A 15,685-nucleotide genomic window follows, 5' to 3' on the forward strand; every position below is an offset into this window, starting at 1 on the left:
TGCCGCACAACCAGGAGACAGACATGACCCATTTTGCCAAGCGCATCGCCACTTTCATCCTTGCGACCATCATTTCCATAGGAGCGAGCGCGGCGCCGGACAAGAGTACGCCGGAGCAGGCCCAAGCCATGGTCAAGAAGGCGGTCGCCTACATGAAGAGCCATGACCGCGAAGCCGCGTTGACCGAGTTCAGCAATCCGAAAGGCAGCTTCATCGACCGCGACCTGTATATCTTCGTGATCGACCTGCAAGGCAAGATGGTGGCGCACGGCGCCCTGCCCAAGATCATCAACAAACAGGTGCTGGAGATGAAGGACCCGGATGACAAATACCTGTTCAAGGACATGCTGGCGGTCGCCAACGGCGCCGGCAGCGGCTGGGTCAACTACAAATGGCCCAACCCAAGCAGCAAGGCGATCGAGCCGAAAACCACCTTCGTTGAAAAAGTGGGCGACCTGGTGATCGGCTGCGGCGTCTACAAATAAACCGTCATCGCACCGGCAGCCAGGCGGGTTTGGTGTCGGTGTGCAGTTCACGCTGCACCGGACCGTCGTACGGCGGCTCCAACGTGCCCAGCGTGACGGCGATGCGGTCCGGCGACTCGGTGCTGCGCCAGAACAGCGTCGAGCCGCAGACCCGGCAAAAGCCGCGCCGGCCGTGCTCGGACGAGGCGTATTCGGTAACCAGGTCGGCGCCGCGTTCGACCACATAGCCGGCGCTGGCCACATTCGCATACGAGCCGGAGGCGGCGCCGTGCTGCTTCTGGCACATGGTGCAATAACAATGGCTGGCGTGGCTGACCGGCTTTTCCGCCCGGTAGACCACGCCGCCGCACAGGCAACTGCCGTGCAACTGGCCGGTTTCATGCATGATGCTCGCTCCCTCGTCATGGCGCCAGCGTCCATGATGCGCGGAGCGCGCGGGCGGCGTCAATCTCGTTGTGGCGTGTTCGGAGTATCCGGCGCGCTGTCGGCCAGCGGTTCGCGCGGGCGGCGCCGGCGTTCCGGGAAAAGAAAGCCCACCGTTTCGCCCACCGCCGAACAGGCGGCGACCAGCTTGAGCGCCTGCATCGGCTCGGCAAACGCCACGGCCGATGCCTGCGCCAGCGTTTTTTCGGTGGTCGGCAATTCCGTCGTGAACATCCCGTCTATCGTCAGGAAGCGCACCGACCGGATCTGAAGTTCGCGCGCGATGGTTTCCTGGCTGGCGCTTTCGGCGATGACGCTGCCGCCGACGCTCAAGGCCATGCTCAGCACGCCCAGCCGCCGCGAAAACACGACTTCTGCGGTCTGCATAAAACTTCCTTCCAAAAAAAGACTGCCTCCGATCAGAGGCAGTAAGGGTAGACCACATCAGTGACTTCAGGAAGCGATCTTGCCAGTTAGAAATTACCGGCGTGTGACATAGACTTGCATTTTAGGATCAAATCGGAATCCTCTTGCGCGCGAGGGATCAGGGTGGCGCGGCGCGCGGCAGATGGACGGTGAACGCGGCGCCGCCGGCCGGCAGGTTGGCGGCCTCGATGCGGCCGCCGTGGCCGTGGACGATGGTTTGCGTCAGCGCCAGGCCGAGGCCGACGCCGGCCACATCGCCCGAGCGGGCCGAGGCGCCGCGATAGAAACGGTCGAACAGATGCGGCATGTCGTCGACGCTGATGCCGGGCCCGCTGTCGGCGATGCGCAAGCAGGCGCAATCGCCGTCCTGGGTGACGTCGATGCTGACCGCGCCGCCGGCCGGCGTGAACTTGACGGCGTTTTCCAGCAGGTTGACGATGATCAGCGTGGCCGCCCCCTCGCCGATGGCGGCACGCACCGGCGCCGCCCCGGCTTGCAGCGACAGGCTGACGTTGCGCTGCTGCGCCATAGGCCGCGCGCGCTCGATGGCGCCGGCGGCGATCTGGTCCAGCGCGGTGGCGGCCGAGGCGTCGCGGTCCTGACCGGCATCGTAGCGGGCCAGCGCCAGCAGCTCTTCCACCAGCAGGGTCAGGCGCTCCACCTCCTCCATGCAGGAGCGCAGCGTGTCGACGTACTCGGCGGTGTCGCGCGGCCGGCGCAAGGTGATCTCGATCTCGGCCCGCAGCCGCGACAGCGGCGAGCGCAGCTCGTGCGATGCGTCCGAAGTAAAGCGGCGCTGGATCTGGAAGCTTTGATCGATGCGGTCCAGCATGTCGTTGAGGGTGTCGACCAGCCGGCCGATCTCGTCGCGGGTGCCGGGATGGGGCAGGCGGTGGTCCAGGTTGGCGTCGCCGATGCGCTGCGCCTGGCGCACGATGTCGTCGATGGAGCGGAATACCCAGCGCGTGATCGAGGCGCTGGCCACGGTCAGCGCCACCAGCAGCACCAGCGCCATGCCGAGGAACATGCGGCTGGCCGACGCCACCACATGCCGCACATCGTCCAGCGAGCCGGCCACCTGCACCGTGTAGCGGAACGGCTTGGTCTGCACCGGCAGCGAAACGATACGCACCGGCTCCTCGGCAAAATGGTCCAGCGTCTGGAACATGGTGTCGCCGGCGGCCATGCGCGCCAGCAGCGCGGGCGGCGCCGGCAGGCTGGCCGCGCCCAGGTTGGCGCTGCGCGCCACTACCCGGCCCTGGGCGTCGACGATTTGCACCCAGCGGTCGAGCCGCGCCAGCGACGGCGGCGTGGCGCCCTGTTCGGCGTCGTGCACCTTGGGCTGCTGGTCCGGCGCGGCGCGCAGCATCGCGGACTCGGTTTCGGCCAGCGCCAGCAAGGCGCCGTCCAGCTGCTCGTTGACCGCGTCCGACAGGCTCAGGTAACCGGCGATGGCCGCCACCGACAGCACTGAGACGATGACGGCGGTCTGCACCAGCGCCAGCCGGCGGCGGAAGTTAAGCCGCGAACTAAGCATCATCGCCGGCCACCTCCGCCAGCCGGAAGCCCTGGCCGCGCACCGTGTGGATCAGGCGCGGCATGCCTTCCGGATCGATCTTGCGGCGCAGGTTGCGCATGTGCGAGTCCATCAGGTTGTCGAGCGCGATCAGGTCGGCGGTCCAGATACGCTCGGCCAGCTGCTGCCGGCTGACCACATGGCCGGCCTGGCGCATCAGCAGTTCGACGATGGCGTATTCCTTGGGCGTCAGGTCCAGCGCCTGCCCTGCCCGCTTGACGGCATGGCTCTGCGGATCCAGCACCAGGTCCGCCACCGTCAGCAGCGCCGGCCGCGCCAGCGTCGAGCGGCGCAGCAGTGCGCGGATGCGAGCCAGCAGTTCGTCGAAGGCGAAGGGCTTGGTCAGGTAATCGTCGGCGCCGGTGTTGAGGCCGGCGACGCGGTCGCCCAGGCCGTCGCGCGCGGTCAGCATCAGGATCGGCGTCAGCAGGCCGCGCGCGCGCAGGTCGGCGCACAGGGTGATGCCGTCCTTGGCCGGCAGCATCCAGTCCAGCACGATCAGGTCGTAATCGCCGGCCAGCGCGGCCGGTTCGCCCTCTTCCGCGCTGTGCACGGTGTCGACGGCGAAGTCCTCCTCCTGCAAGCCGCGCTTGAGCAGGCGGGCCGCCTTCTGGTCGTCCTCGATCAGCAATATCTTGTTCATGGCTGCATTTTACTGCCCCTCCACGGCAAAAGTTGTTTCCTGAAGGAAGATTCAGGATCGACCTGCCCGCTTCTCGCTACACTGCGGCCATTCCTCTCAACCATGGACTACACCGGTGCACTCTGGCGCCATGGATTCCTTTCGCCTTCAGGAAACGTCATGACGAAAATCGACAATACCTTGCTGCTATTCCCCTTGCTCTGCGCCGCCCTCAGCGGCTGCGGCCACGCTCCCGAGACCGACGCCGCCCCTCCCGCCGCCATGGTGCGCAAGGGCGCATCCATCGCCGTGCCGGCCGCCTCGCCGTTGCGCAAGTCGCTGCAAGTGGCCGCTGTTGAAGAACGCAGCGTGGCGCGCAGCATTCCGGTGCCGGCCGTAGTGGAGGCTGATCCGGCCCGCCTGGTGCGCGTGGTGCCGCCGGTGGCCGGCCGCATCGATCACCTGCTCAAGCACCTCGGCGACCCGGTCAAGGCCGGCGACGCCCTGTTCACCATGGATTCGGCCGATGTGGCATCGGCCTACAGCGACGCCGGCAAGGCCCAGGCCGGCCTGACGCTGGCGCGCCGCAACCTGGAGCGCCAGAAGGAACTGCGCGCGGCCGACATTTCAGCCCACAAGGACCTGGAGCAAGCCGAGAGCGATTACGCGCAGGCCCTCAGCGAAAGCGAGCGCAGCAAGTCGCGCCTGACCCAACTGGGCGGCAGCCTGGCCGGTGCGGGTGGCGGAGGCCGCCTGTACACGCTGCGTTCGCCGCTGTCCGGCCATGTGATCGAGCTGAACGGCGGCCAGGGCGGCTTCTGGAACGACACCAACGCCCCGGTGATGGTGGTGGCCGACCTGTCGACCGTGTGGCTGACCGCCAGCGTGCAGGAAAAAGACCTGGCCGCCGTGTTCGCCGGCCAGAGCGCCGACATCGCACTGAACGCCTATCCAGGCGAGCACATCGCCGGCAAGGTCGGCTACGTCGGCGAGGTGCTGGACCCGGACACCCGCACCGTCAAGGTCCGCGTGGCCGTCGACAACAAGGGCGGCCGCCTGAAGCCGGGCATGTTCGCGCAAGTGATCTTCAACGGCGTGGCGCACCAGGGCGTGGTCGTGCCGGCCTCGGCGCTGGTGCAGAGCGGCACCCAGACCCAGGTCTACGTGGAAACCGCCGCCTGGACCTTCGAGGCGCGCAGCGTCGCCACCGGCGTCCACAGCGGCGACCAAGTGGAAATCGTCTCCGGCCTGAAAGCCGGCATGCGCATCGTCGCCAAGGAAGGAGTGCTTCTCAATGATTGATCGCCTGGTTGCCATTTGCTTCCAGCGGCGCGGCATCGCGTGGCTGGTGTTCCTGATGGTCGCGCTGTACGGCGTGTTCTGCTGGAACCAGCTGCCGCTGGAAGCCTATCCCGATATCGCCGACACCAGCTCGCAGGTGGTCACGCAAGTGCCCGGCCTGGCCGCCGAGGAAGTCGAATCGCAGATCACCATTCCGCTCGAACGCGAAATCATGGGCACGCCGGGCATGCATGTGATGCGCTCGAAGAGCACCTTCGGCCTGTCGCTGATCACCGTGGTGTTCCGCGACGGCGTGGAAGACTACTGGTCGCGCCAGCGCCTGCAGGAGCGCATCAGCGGCGTGGCCCTGCCCTACGGCGCGCAGCCGGGGCTCGATGCGCTGACTTCGCCGATCGGCGAGATCTACCGCTACACGCTGGAATCGAAGACCCGCTCGCTGCGCGAACTGTCCGAGCTGCAGTTCTGGAAAGTGATCCCGCGCCTGAAGCAGGTGGCGGGCATCGCCGACGTCGGCAATTTCGGCGGGCTGACCACGCAGTTCCTGCTGGAATTCGATCCGGCCAAGCTGAGCAAGTACAACCTGTCGCTCAAGCAGATCACCGACGCCATCAACGCCAACAACGCCAGCGCCGGCGGCAGCATCCTGACGCGCGGCCAGCAGGGCTTCGTGGTGCGCGGCGTCGGCCTGATCCGCAACCTGGACGACCTGGGCGATGTGGTGGTCGCGCAGAAGAACGGCGTGCCGGTGCTGGTCAAGGACCTGGGCGAGGTGCGCCTGGGCAGCAAGGAACGCCACGGCATCCTCGGCAAGGACCGCAACCCGGACACCATCGAAGGCATCGTGCTGCTGCTCAAGGGCGAGAACCCGTCGCAGGTGCTGAAGGGCGTGCACGAGGCCGTGCAAGAGCTGAACGACCACGTGCTGCCGAAGGACGTCAAGATCGTGCCCTACCTGGACCGCACCGGCCTGGTCGACGCCACCCTGCACACCATCGGCAAGACGCTGGTCGAAGGCATGCTGCTGGTGACGCTGGTGTTGCTGCTGTTCCTGGGCAGCCCGCGCGCGGCGGCCATCGTCGCCGTGACGATACCGATGGCGCTGCTGACGGCCTTCATCTTCATGCACCACTTTCACATTCCGGCCAACCTGCTGTCGCTGGGCGCGATCGACTTCGGCATCGTGGTGGACGGCGCCATCGTGGTGATGGAAAACATCCTGCGCAAGGTCGAGGAAAACCACGGCGCCGCGCTGCGCGGCAAGGATGTGATGAAGGCCACGCTGCAAGTGACCAAGCCCATCTTCTTCGGCATGATCGTCATCATCACCGCCTACCTGCCGCTGTTCACCTTCCAGCGCATCGAATACAAGCTGTTCTCGCCGATGGCGTTCGCGATCGGCTTTGCGCTGCTGGGCGCGCTGGTGGTGTCGCTGACCCTGATACCGGGGCTGGCCTACCAGGCCTACCGCAAGCCGCGCAAGGTGTTCAACAATCCGGTGCTGGTCAAGGCCAGGCAGCTGTATGAGCCGCTGCTGGCCAGGATCGTGGGCAGGTCGCGCCTGACCATCGGTGCGTTCGCGCTGGCCTTCGCCGCCGTCTGCGTGCTGGGCGGCACCATCGGCCGCGACTTCCTGCCCTATCTGGACGAAGGTTCGATCTGGCTGCAGGTGACGCTGCCGCCGGGGATCTCGCTCGACAAGGCGGCCGAGATGTCGGACAGCCTGCGCAGTGCGGCGCTGGAGTTCCCGGAAGTGGCCACCATCGTCACCCAACTGGGCCGCAACGATGAAGGCACCGATCCGTGGACGCCGTCGCACATCGAGGTCAGCGTGACGCTGCATCCCTACGACAGCTGGAAGTCCGGCCTGGGCAAGCAGGAACTGATCGAGAAGATGGGCCAGCGTTTCGCCCAACTGCCCGGCACGCGGGTCGGCTTCACGCAGCCGATGATCGACGGCGTGCTCGACAAGCTGGCCGGCGCCCACAGCGACCTGGTGGTGAAAATCTACGGCAGCGACTTCAAGGAGACGCGCCGCATCGCCGCCGACGTCGAACGCACGCTGACGGCCGTGCCCGGCGCGGAAAGCGTGATCATCGACCAGGAACCGCCGCTGCCGCAGGTGCGCATCGAAGTGGACCGCGCCGCCGCCGCGCGCTACGGCATCAACGCCGCCGACGTGGCCGACCTGATCGGCACCGGCATCGGCGGCAAGCCGGTCTCGCAAGTGTTCATCGACGACCGCCAGTACGACATCGGCGTGCGCTTCACCGACGCCTCGCGCAGCAATCCCGACACCATCGGCGACCTGCTGCTGACCTCGGCCACGGGGGCGCGCGTGCCGCTGGCCCAGGTGGCCACGATACGGCTGGACGATGGCGAGAGCACCATCACCCGCGAAATGGGCAAGCGCCACCTGACCGTGCGGCTGGACCTGCGCGGCCGCGACCTGGCTTCCTTCCTCGACGACGCCAAGGCGCAGATCGAGACCAAGGTGCAGTACGACCACAGCCGCATACAGCTAGCCTGGGGCGGCCAGTTCGAGAACCAGCAGCGGGCGCAGGCACGCCTGGCGCTGATCATGCCGATGGTGGTGGCGCTGATGTTCGTGCTGCTGTTCGCGCAGTTCAAGAACCTGCGCCAGCCGGCCATGATCCTGGCGGCGGTGCCGCTGGGCGCGCTCGGCGGCCTGATCGCCCTGCACCTGCGCGGCATGACGCTCAATGTGTCGAGCGCGGTCGGCTTCATCGCGCTGTTCGGCGTGGCGGTGATGGACGGGATTTTGATGGTATCCAACCTGAACCAGTTGCGCGCAGAAGGCGGCCTGTCGCTGAAGGACGCGGTGCTGAAAGGCGCGTACAGCCGCTTCCGTCCGGTGTTGATGACGGCCAGCGTCGCCGCGCTGGGCCTGCTGCCGGCCGCGCTGGCGCACGGCCTGGGCAGCGACGTGCAGCGTCCGCTGGCGACCGTCGTGGTCGGCGGCCTGATCACGGCCACCGGTTTGACGCTGGTGTGGCTGCCGGCGCTGTACTACCTGGTCGAACGCTATTTCGAGAACAAACCCAAGCCGGCCGACGACGGTCCGGTGCAAGCGGAGCATGCCCATGACATTTAAACTCAACCCTGTATGCGCGCTGCTGGCCTTGTGCGTTGCCCTGCCCGCTACCGGCCAGGTCACGTTCCGCGACTATTCCGCAGCCGTGGCCAAATACAGCCTGGACTTGCAGATGCAGAGCGAGAACGTCAGCAGCGCCGAGGCCGACGTGTCGATCGCCGGCGTGCGGCCCGATCCGGTGTTGACGGCGGGCATCGACTCCAAGGAACTGTCCAAGGCCAACAAGCCAAATGCTTCCACCGCCACCACCATGAATTTGGCGCTGACCATCGAGACCGCAGGCAAGCGCGGCCAGCGCATCCGCGCCGCGCAGGCTGCGGTCAAGCTCGGCGAGGCGACACTGGAAGGCGGCCGCCGCCAGCTGTACGCCGACGCGGCGGCGGCCTATGCTGAAACCTGCCGCGCCCGCAATGCGCTGGTGCGGCAGGAAAAGACGTTGCGTTCATTGAGCGATATCGTCAATGCCAACGCCGTGCGGCGCAAGGTCGGCGATATCGGCGGATTGGAACTGTCGCAATCGCAGGTCGAACGCGACCGCTACGAGGCCGACGTGGTGATGGCGCGTGCGCGGGTGCAGACGGCGGCCGAGTCGCTGTCGATTCCGCTGGGACGGCGCTACAGCGAGGTGTTCGGCAGCGCCGAACTGGCTTGCGATGCGCCGGCCGGCAACGGGCTGGAGGATGTGGACCATTTGGTGCGCCAGGCGCAGGATGGTCGCGACGACATCCGCATCGCCCACGCGGCGCTGGACGCGGCGCGGGCATCGGCCGACCTGGCGCAGGCCAACCGCTGGGTCGATCCGGTGGTGAACGTCGGCCTGAAGAACACGCCGTCGGTGCATGCACTGACGGATGCGGGCGGCAATGTGACCAACTCGCCGGCGCAGCGTTCGCTGAGCCTGGGGCTGACGGTCTCGGTGCCGATTCCGCTGTCGCGCACGCAGCGCGGCGAAGTGTTGCAGGCGCAATCGGCGGTCACGCAAGCGACGCTGGCGCTGCGCTCGGCCGAACTCAAGGCGCAGACCGATGTGCGGCGCGTACACGCGCAGTTCCGCGCGGCGCAGGTCAACGAACAGCGTTACCGGGAATCGGTGCTGGTGCAGTCGGACAAGGTGGTGGAAGGCATGCGCCTGTCGTACAAAAAAGGCGCGGCGTCGCTGCTGGAACTATTGTCGGCGCAGCGTTCGGCGGATGAGGTTTACCTGGCCTGGTTGCAGGCGTCGGCGGACCTGGCGACGGCCACGGTGCAGTTGCAGCTCGCGGTCGGCGCCAGTCCCGATTGATCCTGCGTCAGTTGGGCTTGAACATCATACGAAATGCCTGCAGCGCGGCCGGCTGGTAGATCGTCGCATGGGTTTCGGCCGGCATACTTTGGTACAACCAGCGCAGGCCGTCCGGAGCGCGGGCCGTCAGCAGTGCCGACAATTGGCCGGCCCCCTGAACGATGCCTGCGTTGGAGCTGCTGGCGAAATACAGGGTTTGCGGTTTTGCTGCGCGCTTGGCCAGCAAGGCCGGTGCTTCGGCTAGCAGCTTGCTGTCGTTCCACCACAGGCTGGGATCGGCCGCCACGTAGTGATCGAATAGCTGCGGGTCGCGCAGGAAGGTCTCGACCACGAACAGGCCTGCCAACGATTCGCCGATCACGGCGGTTTCGCCGGTGGTGCGGTAGCGCTGCTTCACTTCGGGCATCAGTTCTTCACGGATGAAGCGGCGGAACTGCGCCGAGCCGCCGACCACCGGGGCGATCTTCTTGTCTTCCGCGTTGTCAGTGGGGCCGGTCATGTCGCGGCGGCGTTGGGTGTTTTCTATGCCGACCAGCATGAACGGGCGCATGGTGCCGTTGTCGACCGACACTTGCAGCAGGCCGGCGATGTGCAGGAAGTCTTCGCGCAGGCCGCCATCGGGCATGTAGAGCACAGGCAGCGGCGCATCGACCGGCAAGGCGTAGCCGCGCGACATGTAGACATTGATGTGGCGCGTTTCGGCCAGCACCTTCGATTCGATGTTAAAGCTTTCGCCGATCACCAGCGGCGCGGCGGCCGATGCGACCGGCCCGGCGCGCACCGGGCCACTGACGCAGGCGCCCAGCAGCGCCGCTGCCAGACACAGACTTCCGTGGAATTTATTAAACATAACAATATGCTTCATTTCTGCCCTTCGAGTTGTTGTCCCATCATTTCTGTGTGTCGCGCCGGATCTTCATCGCTGCAGCCGCTTTCCACTTTATCCAAGGCTTCCGACAGTGCGACGCGAAGTACCGATAGCGAGTGCGCTTTCTTCTCCACTTCAAGAATTTTCTCATGAAGCAGCAGACGCTTCTTGCTCGGCGCCAGCGCCTCCTGCTCCCACGCGGTGATCACACCAGCGATCTCTTTTAGCGTAAAACCCAGCGCCTTGGCGTGGGTAATGAGTTCGATGCGGCGCAGGGCCAGCGCCGAATACTCCTTGTAGTTGTTGCTCAAATGCGGCTGGGCTGCCTCGTTGAGCAAGCCCATGCGTTCATAAAATCGGACCGTATCGCGCGATACGCCGGCCCGCGATGCAATTTCACCAATGCGCATTACCAGTTTCCTTCCCATCGAGACGCAGACTGTTGAAGAGAATGATTGACCGTGGACCATGGTCCACGCTTTACATTCAGCACTCTCTCAACCAATCATTTCACCATGCGACCACTCAACTATCGCAACACCACCATTATGGTAACAGGCGCCTCATCCGGAATAGGGCTGGCATTTTCCCATGCGCTGGCCGCACGCGGCGCGAATTTAATTCTTGTCGCACGGTCAAGGGACAAGCTCACCAGCCTGGCGCGGGAGCTGGAGCACCGCCACGCCATCCGGGCGCACGCTCTGGCGGCTGACTTGACCGAAGCCGGCGCCGCCAGCGACGTCCATGCAAGGGCAAGCGCACTTGGCCTGGCGCCGAACATCCTCATCAACAATGCCGGCTTTGCGACGCACGGTCATTTCGATGCCTTGCCGCTGGCGCGGCAGCTCGACGAGATATCGCTCAATTGCAGGGCGGTGGTCGAGCTCAGCCATGCCTTCTTGCCGGCCATGCTGGAACAGGGCGAGGGAGCCATTATCAATGTGGCCTCGACCGCCGCATTGCAGCCCCTGCCCTACATGGCCATCTACGGCGCCACCAAGGCTTTCGTGCTCTCTTTTTCGGAAGCGTTGTGGCAAGAATATCGCGCGCGCGGGGTGCGCGTGCTGGCGGTGTGCCCAGGCGCCACCGATACCGCTTTCTTTGACGTGGTCGGCGCCGAAGAGGCTGGGGTCGGCGCAAGAATGGCGGCGGAGACTGTCGTCAACATCAGCCTGCGGGCACTGGATCGCGGCCAGAGCCATGTCGTTCCCGGCGGCGCCAATCGCATGCTTGGGTGGCTGCCTCGGATGCTGCCGAGGCAAACGATATTACAAATCGTCTCGAACATGCTTCGCCCTCGTCAGCGGCTCGCGGATTGAGGATGGGCAGGTCAGGTGGCCACCATCTGCACCACGACCTTGCCTTTGGCGCGGCCTCGCTCCAGATATGCCAGCCCATCCTTGGCTTGAGCGAACGGAATGACGGCATCGATCACCGGACGGATGCGCGATGCCTCGATGAGCGTGGCAATCTCCTTGAGCTGCCGTCCGTCCGGGCGCACGAACAGGAACGAATATCTCGCTTGATGTTTGCCGGCGAGGCGTATGATTTTGCGGCTCAACAGGCCGAATACAAAAGTCATGAGGAAATTCATTCCGCGTGCACGCGCGAAGGCGGCGTCCGGCGGGCCGATGAGCGAGACCACCGTGCTCGATGGCTTCAGGATGCTGATCGCCTTCTCCAGCCCGTCTCCCCTCGTCGTGCCCAACACGGCATCGTAGCCTTTCAGCACTTGCTCAAACTCTTGTTTCGTATAGTCGATCACCTCGTCGGCGCCCAGGCTGCGCACCAATTCGACGTTGCCGGTACTGGTGGTCGTCCCCACCTTGGCGCCGAGGTGCTTGGCCAGTTGGATGGCGAACGTCCCTATGCCGCCGGCGCCGGCCGGGATGAACACCTTCTGCCCCGGTTTGAGCCGGAGGCGTTCATTGAGCGCTTGCCACGACGTCAGTCCAACCATCGGAATCGAAGCCGCCTCCACGAAACTGAGATTGACGGGTTTCAGCGCGGCGACGGATTCGGGAACGGCGGCAAATTCGGCCAGAGAACCGGAACCCAGGTCAAAGACGCTGGCGTACACCGCGTCACCCACCTTGAAACGGCTCACGCGGCTGCCGGTTTCCACCACGATGCCGGCCAGGTCGCTGCCCATCGTGGCCGGTAGCCGGAACTTCAGGATGGGCTTGAACAACCCTTTCGGTATCATGTAATCGATGGGATTGAGGCCGGCCGCATGCACCTGCACCAGGATCTCGTCCGGCTTGATGGTGGGACGGGGAATATCGGCGAATTCAAGCTGGCCGGTCTTGCCGTAGCGTTTCAAGATAAGTGCTTTCATGATTGCCTTCTATATTTTTCGTGATGTTGTCATGCCAGCCGCAGATCCTTGCGCATGCCCGCGTCCATGACGCCGGCTGGCGCGAAGGTGCGCAGCAGACGCAGGCGCTTGGCCAGGCCGCCGGAGGTGTAGCGCAGTTTCGGCGTGTGGGCCTGGGCCGCTTTCAGCACCGTCGCGGCCACCACCTCCGGCCCGTCCGCGACGGCCATCACTTCCTGGACGCGCCGGGTCACGGCGGTGCGCACATCGCGGTAGATGTCCAGCTTGGCGTCCGGCGCCAGCATGTTGGCGTCGAACGGCGTGCTGGTATAGGCTGGTTCGACGACGACGGCCCGGATGCCCCAGTTGCGCAGTTCGTGATCCAGCGATTCCGTATAGCCTTCGACGGCGTGTTTGGTGGCGGCATACAGCGCACCATAGGGCATCGGCAGGAAGCCGAGCACCGAGCCGATGTTGATGATGCGGCCGGCGCCCTGCGCCCGCATATGCGGCAGCACGGCGCGGGTCATGCGTACCAGGCCGAAGAAGTTGGTGTCGAAGATGGACTGGGCCTGCTCGATCGAACTTTCCTCCGCGCCGGCCGGCGCGACGCCGACGCCGGCGTTATTCACCAGTAGATCGATGCGCCCTTCGCGCCGCATCACCTCGGCGACGGCCGCCGACACCGATGCATCGCTGGTCACGTCCAGCGACAGCATCTCGTATTGCAACTGCCCCGCCTGGGCGCCGCGGCGGCTGCTGCCGTACACCTTGAAGCCCGCTTCGGCCAGTTTCTTTGCCGTGGCGGCCCCGATGCCGGACGAGGCGCCGGTGACCAATGCAATCTTGCCGTTCATGGTGTTCCTTTCTAGTGACTGCCAACACAAAATATGATGATCGTCATATTTTAGTGCAAAAAAACGCCCGCCCATCGATTCAGGCGGCCGCCGGGGTGAGTTGTTTCAGGGTCGCAGCGCGTAGTGCGGCCGACAGTTTTGGATCGTCAACCGCGCGCGCGACCATGGTGGTGCCGATCAGCGCGCAGACCAGCGCCATCGCCTGCTCGTGCGCCTGCGGCTGGCCCCAATCGGGCAACTGGCGGGCGAACAGATCGATCATTTCCTTGATGTGGATGGTCGCGGCGCGCCGCACCTCCGGCGCCTGGCGCGGCATTTCCGAGCCCAGCGCGGATACCGGACAGCCGGTCTCGATAGCGTCGATATGCTCTTGCGACAAGTAAGCCTGCATCATGACTTGCAAGGCCTGCCCTGGCGGCGCGGACGCGGCCACCCGCGCCGCCAAGGCGACCGACTCGGCGCCAGCGCGGTCGCCGGCTTCGGCCAGCAAAGCGTCGCGGGATTCGAAGTGCGCGTAGAAGCCGCCGTGCGTCAGGCCCGCCTCTTTCATGATGTCGGCTACGCCGGTACCGCCGTAGCCGCTGCGACGGATGGCGCGCGCCGCCACTTCCACGATACGTTCGTGGGTGGCTTCCTTGCGGCTGACCGCTGCGCGTTTGCTAGATTTCGATTCCATGATGACCATCATATCCCATTTTCTGCAATTGTGCACACGGCCGCATAAAACCAGCTTGACAAGGCCATCGCCTTCGCCAATACTATACCTTATGGTTAACTATAAAGATCCCCAGCTGGACTTGATCTTCGCGGCACTGTCCGATGCCACGCGGCGCGGTGTGCTGGCGCAATTGGGCGACGGCAGTTGCACCGTCACGGAACTGGCGCAGCAATATGAGATGTCGCTGCCCGGCTTCATGAAACACCTGGCCGTGCTGGAAACGGCCGGCCTGATCGCCCGCTCGAAGGAAGGACGCGTGGTGCGCTGCGAGCTGCATGCCGCGCCCATGCAGGATGCCGCCATGTGGATCGCCCACTACCAGCGTTTCTGGACCGACCAGCTCGATTCGCTGGGACGCTATCTCTATCACCAGGAGGAAATCGCACCATGCCAACCACCGAACAACCCGCCCACGTCAGCCTCCGACGGGTCTACCCCGTCAGCCCCGAAAAAGTCTGGCGCGCGTGGACCGACCCGCAAGCGCTGAGCCAGTGGTTCGGCCCTGGCGCGGCCTCGCTGACCAAGGCCGAGATCGACCTGCGCGTCGGCGGGCAATACCACCTCGCCTTCGCCGGCCCCGACGGCGGCCTGAATCAATTGACCGGCGTCTATCAGGAAGTGGCGCCTTATACGCGGCTGGTATTCACCTGGGCCTGGCACAGCACGCCGGAACGGCAGTCGCGCATCAGCATCGTTTTAACGCCGGTGGCGGAAGGTACGGAGCTGAGCTTCGTACACGACCGCTTCTTCGACGAGCAGGCCCGCATCAACCACGAGCGCGGCTGGGCTCTTTTCTTCAGCAGTCTTGATCGTTACTTTTCAGGAGGTTCGCTATGAAATACCAGGGAAGCTGCCATTGCGGCAGAGTGAAATTCGAGGCCGAGGGCGAGATCGCCTCGGCGCTGTCCTGCAACTGCTCGATGTGCCAGCGCAAGGGCACCTTGATGTGGTTCGTGCCGCGCCCGGACCTGCATTTGCTGACACCGGACGACAACGCCAGCACCTATCTGTTCAACAAGCACGTGATCAAGCACCGCTTCTGCCCGACCTGCGGCATCTCGCCCTACAGCGAAGGCACGGCGCCGAACGGCGATCCGGTGGCGGCGATCAATCTGCGTTGCATCGAAGGGATAGACCTGGCCGCCATCCCCGTCAATCACTACGACGGGCGATCGATTTAAGAAACTCTGCGGCCTGATGTTCCGTGACACCATGTTGCTGGTCCGCGAACAATGGCGATGCGGTGTCGGAGACCATGAAGTCGGGGCGCGTCGTCGGCCCCGTCAACTGGATCTGTCCGTGCAAGCCGAGCGTGCCGGGACGGGTCGGTATTTCGTTAGCCAGCCTACCTTCAAGCGGCGGCTCGTCAAGCTGGCTTTCACTGTCCCACAGCTCATAAATCCTGTCGAAGACAGCCCTGGATACTTCCATCCACACGCCGACGCAGTAGTCGAGGGGACGGGCTATCACCTTCAACGGCAACAGCCCGCGCACAAAGTAGCGATGAGTGTCGTCGCTGTCGCCCCAGATCGCGCACAGGTCCTCGTTCTCGCGGCAGCGCGCTTGCCGCTCGGCGGCCGACAGTGCGGCAATCGCATCGGGGCGCTTGAAAACAAGTTCGAGTTCATCCAGCGCATGCAGCTCGCCACAGTCCGAGCAGGCGGTCAAATCAGTCATATCCATCCTCCGGTTTGCAT

At 65.0% G+C, this 15,685-nt stretch carries 18 protein-coding genes; 8 read left to right on the top strand and 10 right to left on the bottom strand.

What is annotated here, in order from left to right:
- Positions 1 to 23: 23 nt before the first annotated feature.
- Positions 24 to 485, top strand: a complete 462-nt coding sequence (locus tag V6M89_RS04635; protein ID WP_332852079.1) for a cache domain-containing protein — start codon at positions 24 to 26, stop codon at positions 483 to 485.
- Between the two features lie 4 nt (positions 486 to 489).
- Here the strand turns inward: V6M89_RS04635 and V6M89_RS04640 are convergent, their stop codons facing one another.
- The 4 genes from V6M89_RS04640 to V6M89_RS04655 form a co-directional block, all read right to left on the bottom strand.
- Positions 490 to 870 (bottom strand): GFA family protein, encoded by a 381-nt coding sequence (locus V6M89_RS04640; protein ID WP_332852080.1) that lies wholly within the window; start codon positions 868 to 870, stop codon positions 490 to 492.
- A 59-nt stretch (positions 871 to 929) separates the two neighbouring features.
- A complete protein-coding gene (locus V6M89_RS04645; protein WP_332852081.1) occupies positions 930 to 1,295 on the bottom strand; it encodes a hypothetical protein in 366 nt (121 codons plus the stop codon).
- A 157-nt stretch (positions 1,296 to 1,452) separates the two neighbouring features.
- Entirely contained in the window at positions 1,453 to 2,874 is a 1,422-nt protein-coding gene (locus tag V6M89_RS04650) for an ATP-binding protein (RefSeq protein WP_332852082.1), read from the bottom strand.
- Positions 2,864 to 3,553 carry a response regulator transcription factor gene (locus V6M89_RS04655; RefSeq protein ID WP_332852083.1) on the bottom strand — a complete coding sequence of 230 codons (690 nt, stop codon included), beginning with the start codon at positions 3,551 to 3,553 and terminating at the stop codon, positions 2,864 to 2,866. Before V6M89_RS04655 ends, V6M89_RS04650 begins: the two co-directional genes overlap by 11 nt.
- 159 nt (positions 3,554 to 3,712) lie before the next feature.
- Here V6M89_RS04655 and V6M89_RS04660 point away from each other — a divergent pair, with 159 nt between their 5' ends.
- The 3 genes from V6M89_RS04660 to V6M89_RS04670 are packed head-to-tail and all read left to right on the top strand — an operon-like array spanning position 3,713 to position 9,228.
- Positions 3,713 to 4,834 carry an efflux RND transporter periplasmic adaptor subunit gene (locus tag V6M89_RS04660; RefSeq protein WP_332852084.1) on the top strand — a complete coding sequence of 374 codons (1,122 nt, stop codon included), beginning with the start codon at positions 3,713 to 3,715 and terminating at the stop codon, positions 4,832 to 4,834.
- The gene (locus V6M89_RS04665; protein WP_332852085.1) at positions 4,827 to 7,946 is read left to right on the top strand and encodes an efflux RND transporter permease subunit; all 3,120 of its coding nucleotides are present in this window, start codon (positions 4,827 to 4,829) and stop codon (positions 7,944 to 7,946) included. Before V6M89_RS04660 ends, V6M89_RS04665 begins: the two co-directional genes overlap by 8 nt.
- Complete coding sequence (locus tag V6M89_RS04670) at positions 7,936 to 9,228, top strand: TolC family protein (RefSeq protein WP_332852086.1); 1,293 nt, start codon at positions 7,936 to 7,938, stop codon at positions 9,226 to 9,228. The genes V6M89_RS04665 and V6M89_RS04670 overlap by 11 nt, the downstream gene beginning before the upstream one ends.
- 7 nt (positions 9,229 to 9,235) lie before the next feature.
- Here V6M89_RS04670 and V6M89_RS04675 read toward each other — a convergent pair whose 3' ends face one another.
- The gene (locus tag V6M89_RS04675; RefSeq protein WP_332852087.1) at positions 9,236 to 10,078 is read right to left on the bottom strand and encodes an alpha/beta hydrolase; all 843 of its coding nucleotides are present in this window, start codon (positions 10,076 to 10,078) and stop codon (positions 9,236 to 9,238) included.
- An 11-nt stretch (positions 10,079 to 10,089) separates the two neighbouring features.
- The gene (locus tag V6M89_RS04680) at positions 10,090 to 10,506 is read right to left on the bottom strand and encodes a MerR family transcriptional regulator (protein ID WP_332852088.1); all 417 of its coding nucleotides are present in this window, start codon (positions 10,504 to 10,506) and stop codon (positions 10,090 to 10,092) included.
- Between the two features lie 138 nt (positions 10,507 to 10,644).
- Between V6M89_RS04680 and V6M89_RS04685 the strand changes: the two genes are divergently transcribed.
- Positions 10,645 to 11,415: an SDR family NAD(P)-dependent oxidoreductase gene (locus V6M89_RS04685; RefSeq protein WP_442881950.1), complete on the top strand. Its 771-nt coding sequence runs from the start codon at positions 10,645 to 10,647 to the stop codon at positions 11,413 to 11,415.
- 11 nt (positions 11,416 to 11,426) lie between these two features.
- Here the strand turns inward: V6M89_RS04685 and V6M89_RS04690 are convergent, their stop codons facing one another.
- The 3 genes from V6M89_RS04690 to V6M89_RS04700 form a co-directional block, all read right to left on the bottom strand.
- Complete coding sequence (locus V6M89_RS04690; RefSeq protein ID WP_332852089.1) at positions 11,427 to 12,434, bottom strand: NADP-dependent oxidoreductase; 1,008 nt, start codon at positions 12,432 to 12,434, stop codon at positions 11,427 to 11,429.
- 29 nt (positions 12,435 to 12,463) lie between these two features.
- Complete coding sequence (locus V6M89_RS04695; RefSeq protein ID WP_332852090.1) at positions 12,464 to 13,270, bottom strand: oxidoreductase; 807 nt, start codon at positions 13,268 to 13,270, stop codon at positions 12,464 to 12,466.
- 79 nt (positions 13,271 to 13,349) lie between these two features.
- Positions 13,350 to 13,958: a TetR/AcrR family transcriptional regulator gene (locus V6M89_RS04700; RefSeq protein ID WP_442881948.1), complete on the bottom strand. Its 609-nt coding sequence runs from the start codon at positions 13,956 to 13,958 to the stop codon at positions 13,350 to 13,352.
- A 79-nt stretch (positions 13,959 to 14,037) separates the two neighbouring features.
- On the opposite strand from V6M89_RS04700, the gene V6M89_RS04705 reads away from it, so the two are divergent.
- From V6M89_RS04705 to V6M89_RS04715, 3 genes are read left to right on the top strand one after another with little or no spacing between them, the layout of a single operon-like run.
- Positions 14,038 to 14,475 carry an ArsR/SmtB family transcription factor gene (locus V6M89_RS04705; protein ID WP_332852091.1) on the top strand — a complete coding sequence of 146 codons (438 nt, stop codon included), beginning with the start codon at positions 14,038 to 14,040 and terminating at the stop codon, positions 14,473 to 14,475.
- Positions 14,376 to 14,825, top strand: a complete 450-nt coding sequence (locus V6M89_RS04710) for an SRPBCC family protein (RefSeq protein WP_332852092.1) — start codon at positions 14,376 to 14,378, stop codon at positions 14,823 to 14,825. Before V6M89_RS04705 ends, V6M89_RS04710 begins: the two co-directional genes overlap by 100 nt.
- Positions 14,822 to 15,169, top strand: a complete 348-nt coding sequence (locus V6M89_RS04715; protein WP_332852093.1) for a GFA family protein — start codon at positions 14,822 to 14,824, stop codon at positions 15,167 to 15,169. Before V6M89_RS04710 ends, V6M89_RS04715 begins: the two co-directional genes overlap by 4 nt.
- Here V6M89_RS04715 and V6M89_RS04720 read toward each other — a convergent pair.
- Positions 15,141 to 15,665 (bottom strand): DUF2199 domain-containing protein, encoded by a 525-nt coding sequence (locus V6M89_RS04720; protein WP_332852094.1) that lies wholly within the window; start codon positions 15,663 to 15,665, stop codon positions 15,141 to 15,143. The genes V6M89_RS04715 and V6M89_RS04720 overlap by 29 nt on opposite strands.
- Between the last annotated feature and the right edge of the window lie 20 nt (positions 15,666 to 15,685).

Source organism: Duganella sp. S19_KUP01_CR8, assembly GCF_036688705.1.
Lineage (GTDB): Bacteria > Pseudomonadota > Gammaproteobacteria > Burkholderiales > Burkholderiaceae_D > Rugamonas.

Excerpts from the sequence above, each read along its gene's own strand:
- V6M89_RS04665 (WP_332852085.1), top strand. The coding sequence starts at position 4,827 with ATGATTGATCGCCTGGTTGCCATTTGCTTCCAGCGGCGCGGCATCGCG.
- V6M89_RS04675 (WP_332852087.1), bottom strand. The coding sequence starts at position 10,078 with ATGTTTAATAAATTCCACGGAAGTCTGTGTCTGGCAGCGGCGCTGCTG.
- V6M89_RS04635 (WP_332852079.1), top strand. The coding sequence starts at position 24 with ATGACCCATTTTGCCAAGCGCATCGCCACTTTCATCCTTGCGACCATC.
- V6M89_RS04690 (WP_332852089.1), bottom strand. The coding sequence starts at position 12,434 with ATGAAAGCACTTATCTTGAAACGCTACGGCAAGACCGGCCAGCTTGAA.
- V6M89_RS04705 (WP_332852091.1), top strand. The coding sequence starts at position 14,038 with ATGGTTAACTATAAAGATCCCCAGCTGGACTTGATCTTCGCGGCACTG.
- V6M89_RS04720 (WP_332852094.1), bottom strand. The coding sequence starts at position 15,665 with ATGACTGATTTGACCGCCTGCTCGGACTGTGGCGAGCTGCATGCGCTG.
- V6M89_RS04695 (WP_332852090.1), bottom strand. The coding sequence starts at position 13,270 with ATGAACGGCAAGATTGCATTGGTCACCGGCGCCTCGTCCGGCATCGGG.
- V6M89_RS04670 (WP_332852086.1), top strand. The coding sequence starts at position 7,936 with ATGACATTTAAACTCAACCCTGTATGCGCGCTGCTGGCCTTGTGCGTT.
- V6M89_RS04645 (WP_332852081.1), bottom strand. The coding sequence starts at position 1,295 with ATGCAGACCGCAGAAGTCGTGTTTTCGCGGCGGCTGGGCGTGCTGAGC.
- V6M89_RS04660 (WP_332852084.1), top strand. The coding sequence starts at position 3,713 with ATGACGAAAATCGACAATACCTTGCTGCTATTCCCCTTGCTCTGCGCC.
- V6M89_RS04640 (WP_332852080.1), bottom strand. The coding sequence starts at position 870 with ATGCATGAAACCGGCCAGTTGCACGGCAGTTGCCTGTGCGGCGGCGTG.
- V6M89_RS04685 (WP_442881950.1), top strand. The coding sequence starts at position 10,645 with ATGGTAACAGGCGCCTCATCCGGAATAGGGCTGGCATTTTCCCATGCG.
- V6M89_RS04680 (WP_332852088.1), bottom strand. The coding sequence starts at position 10,506 with ATGCGCATTGGTGAAATTGCATCGCGGGCCGGCGTATCGCGCGATACG.
- V6M89_RS04710 (WP_332852092.1), top strand. The coding sequence starts at position 14,376 with ATGCCAACCACCGAACAACCCGCCCACGTCAGCCTCCGACGGGTCTAC.
- V6M89_RS04700 (WP_442881948.1), bottom strand. The coding sequence starts at position 13,958 with ATGATGGTCATCATGGAATCGAAATCTAGCAAACGCGCAGCGGTCAGC.
- V6M89_RS04655 (WP_332852083.1), bottom strand. The coding sequence starts at position 3,553 with ATGAACAAGATATTGCTGATCGAGGACGACCAGAAGGCGGCCCGCCTG.
- V6M89_RS04715 (WP_332852093.1), top strand. The coding sequence starts at position 14,822 with ATGAAATACCAGGGAAGCTGCCATTGCGGCAGAGTGAAATTCGAGGCC.
- V6M89_RS04650 (WP_332852082.1), bottom strand. The coding sequence starts at position 2,874 with ATGATGCTTAGTTCGCGGCTTAACTTCCGCCGCCGGCTGGCGCTGGTG.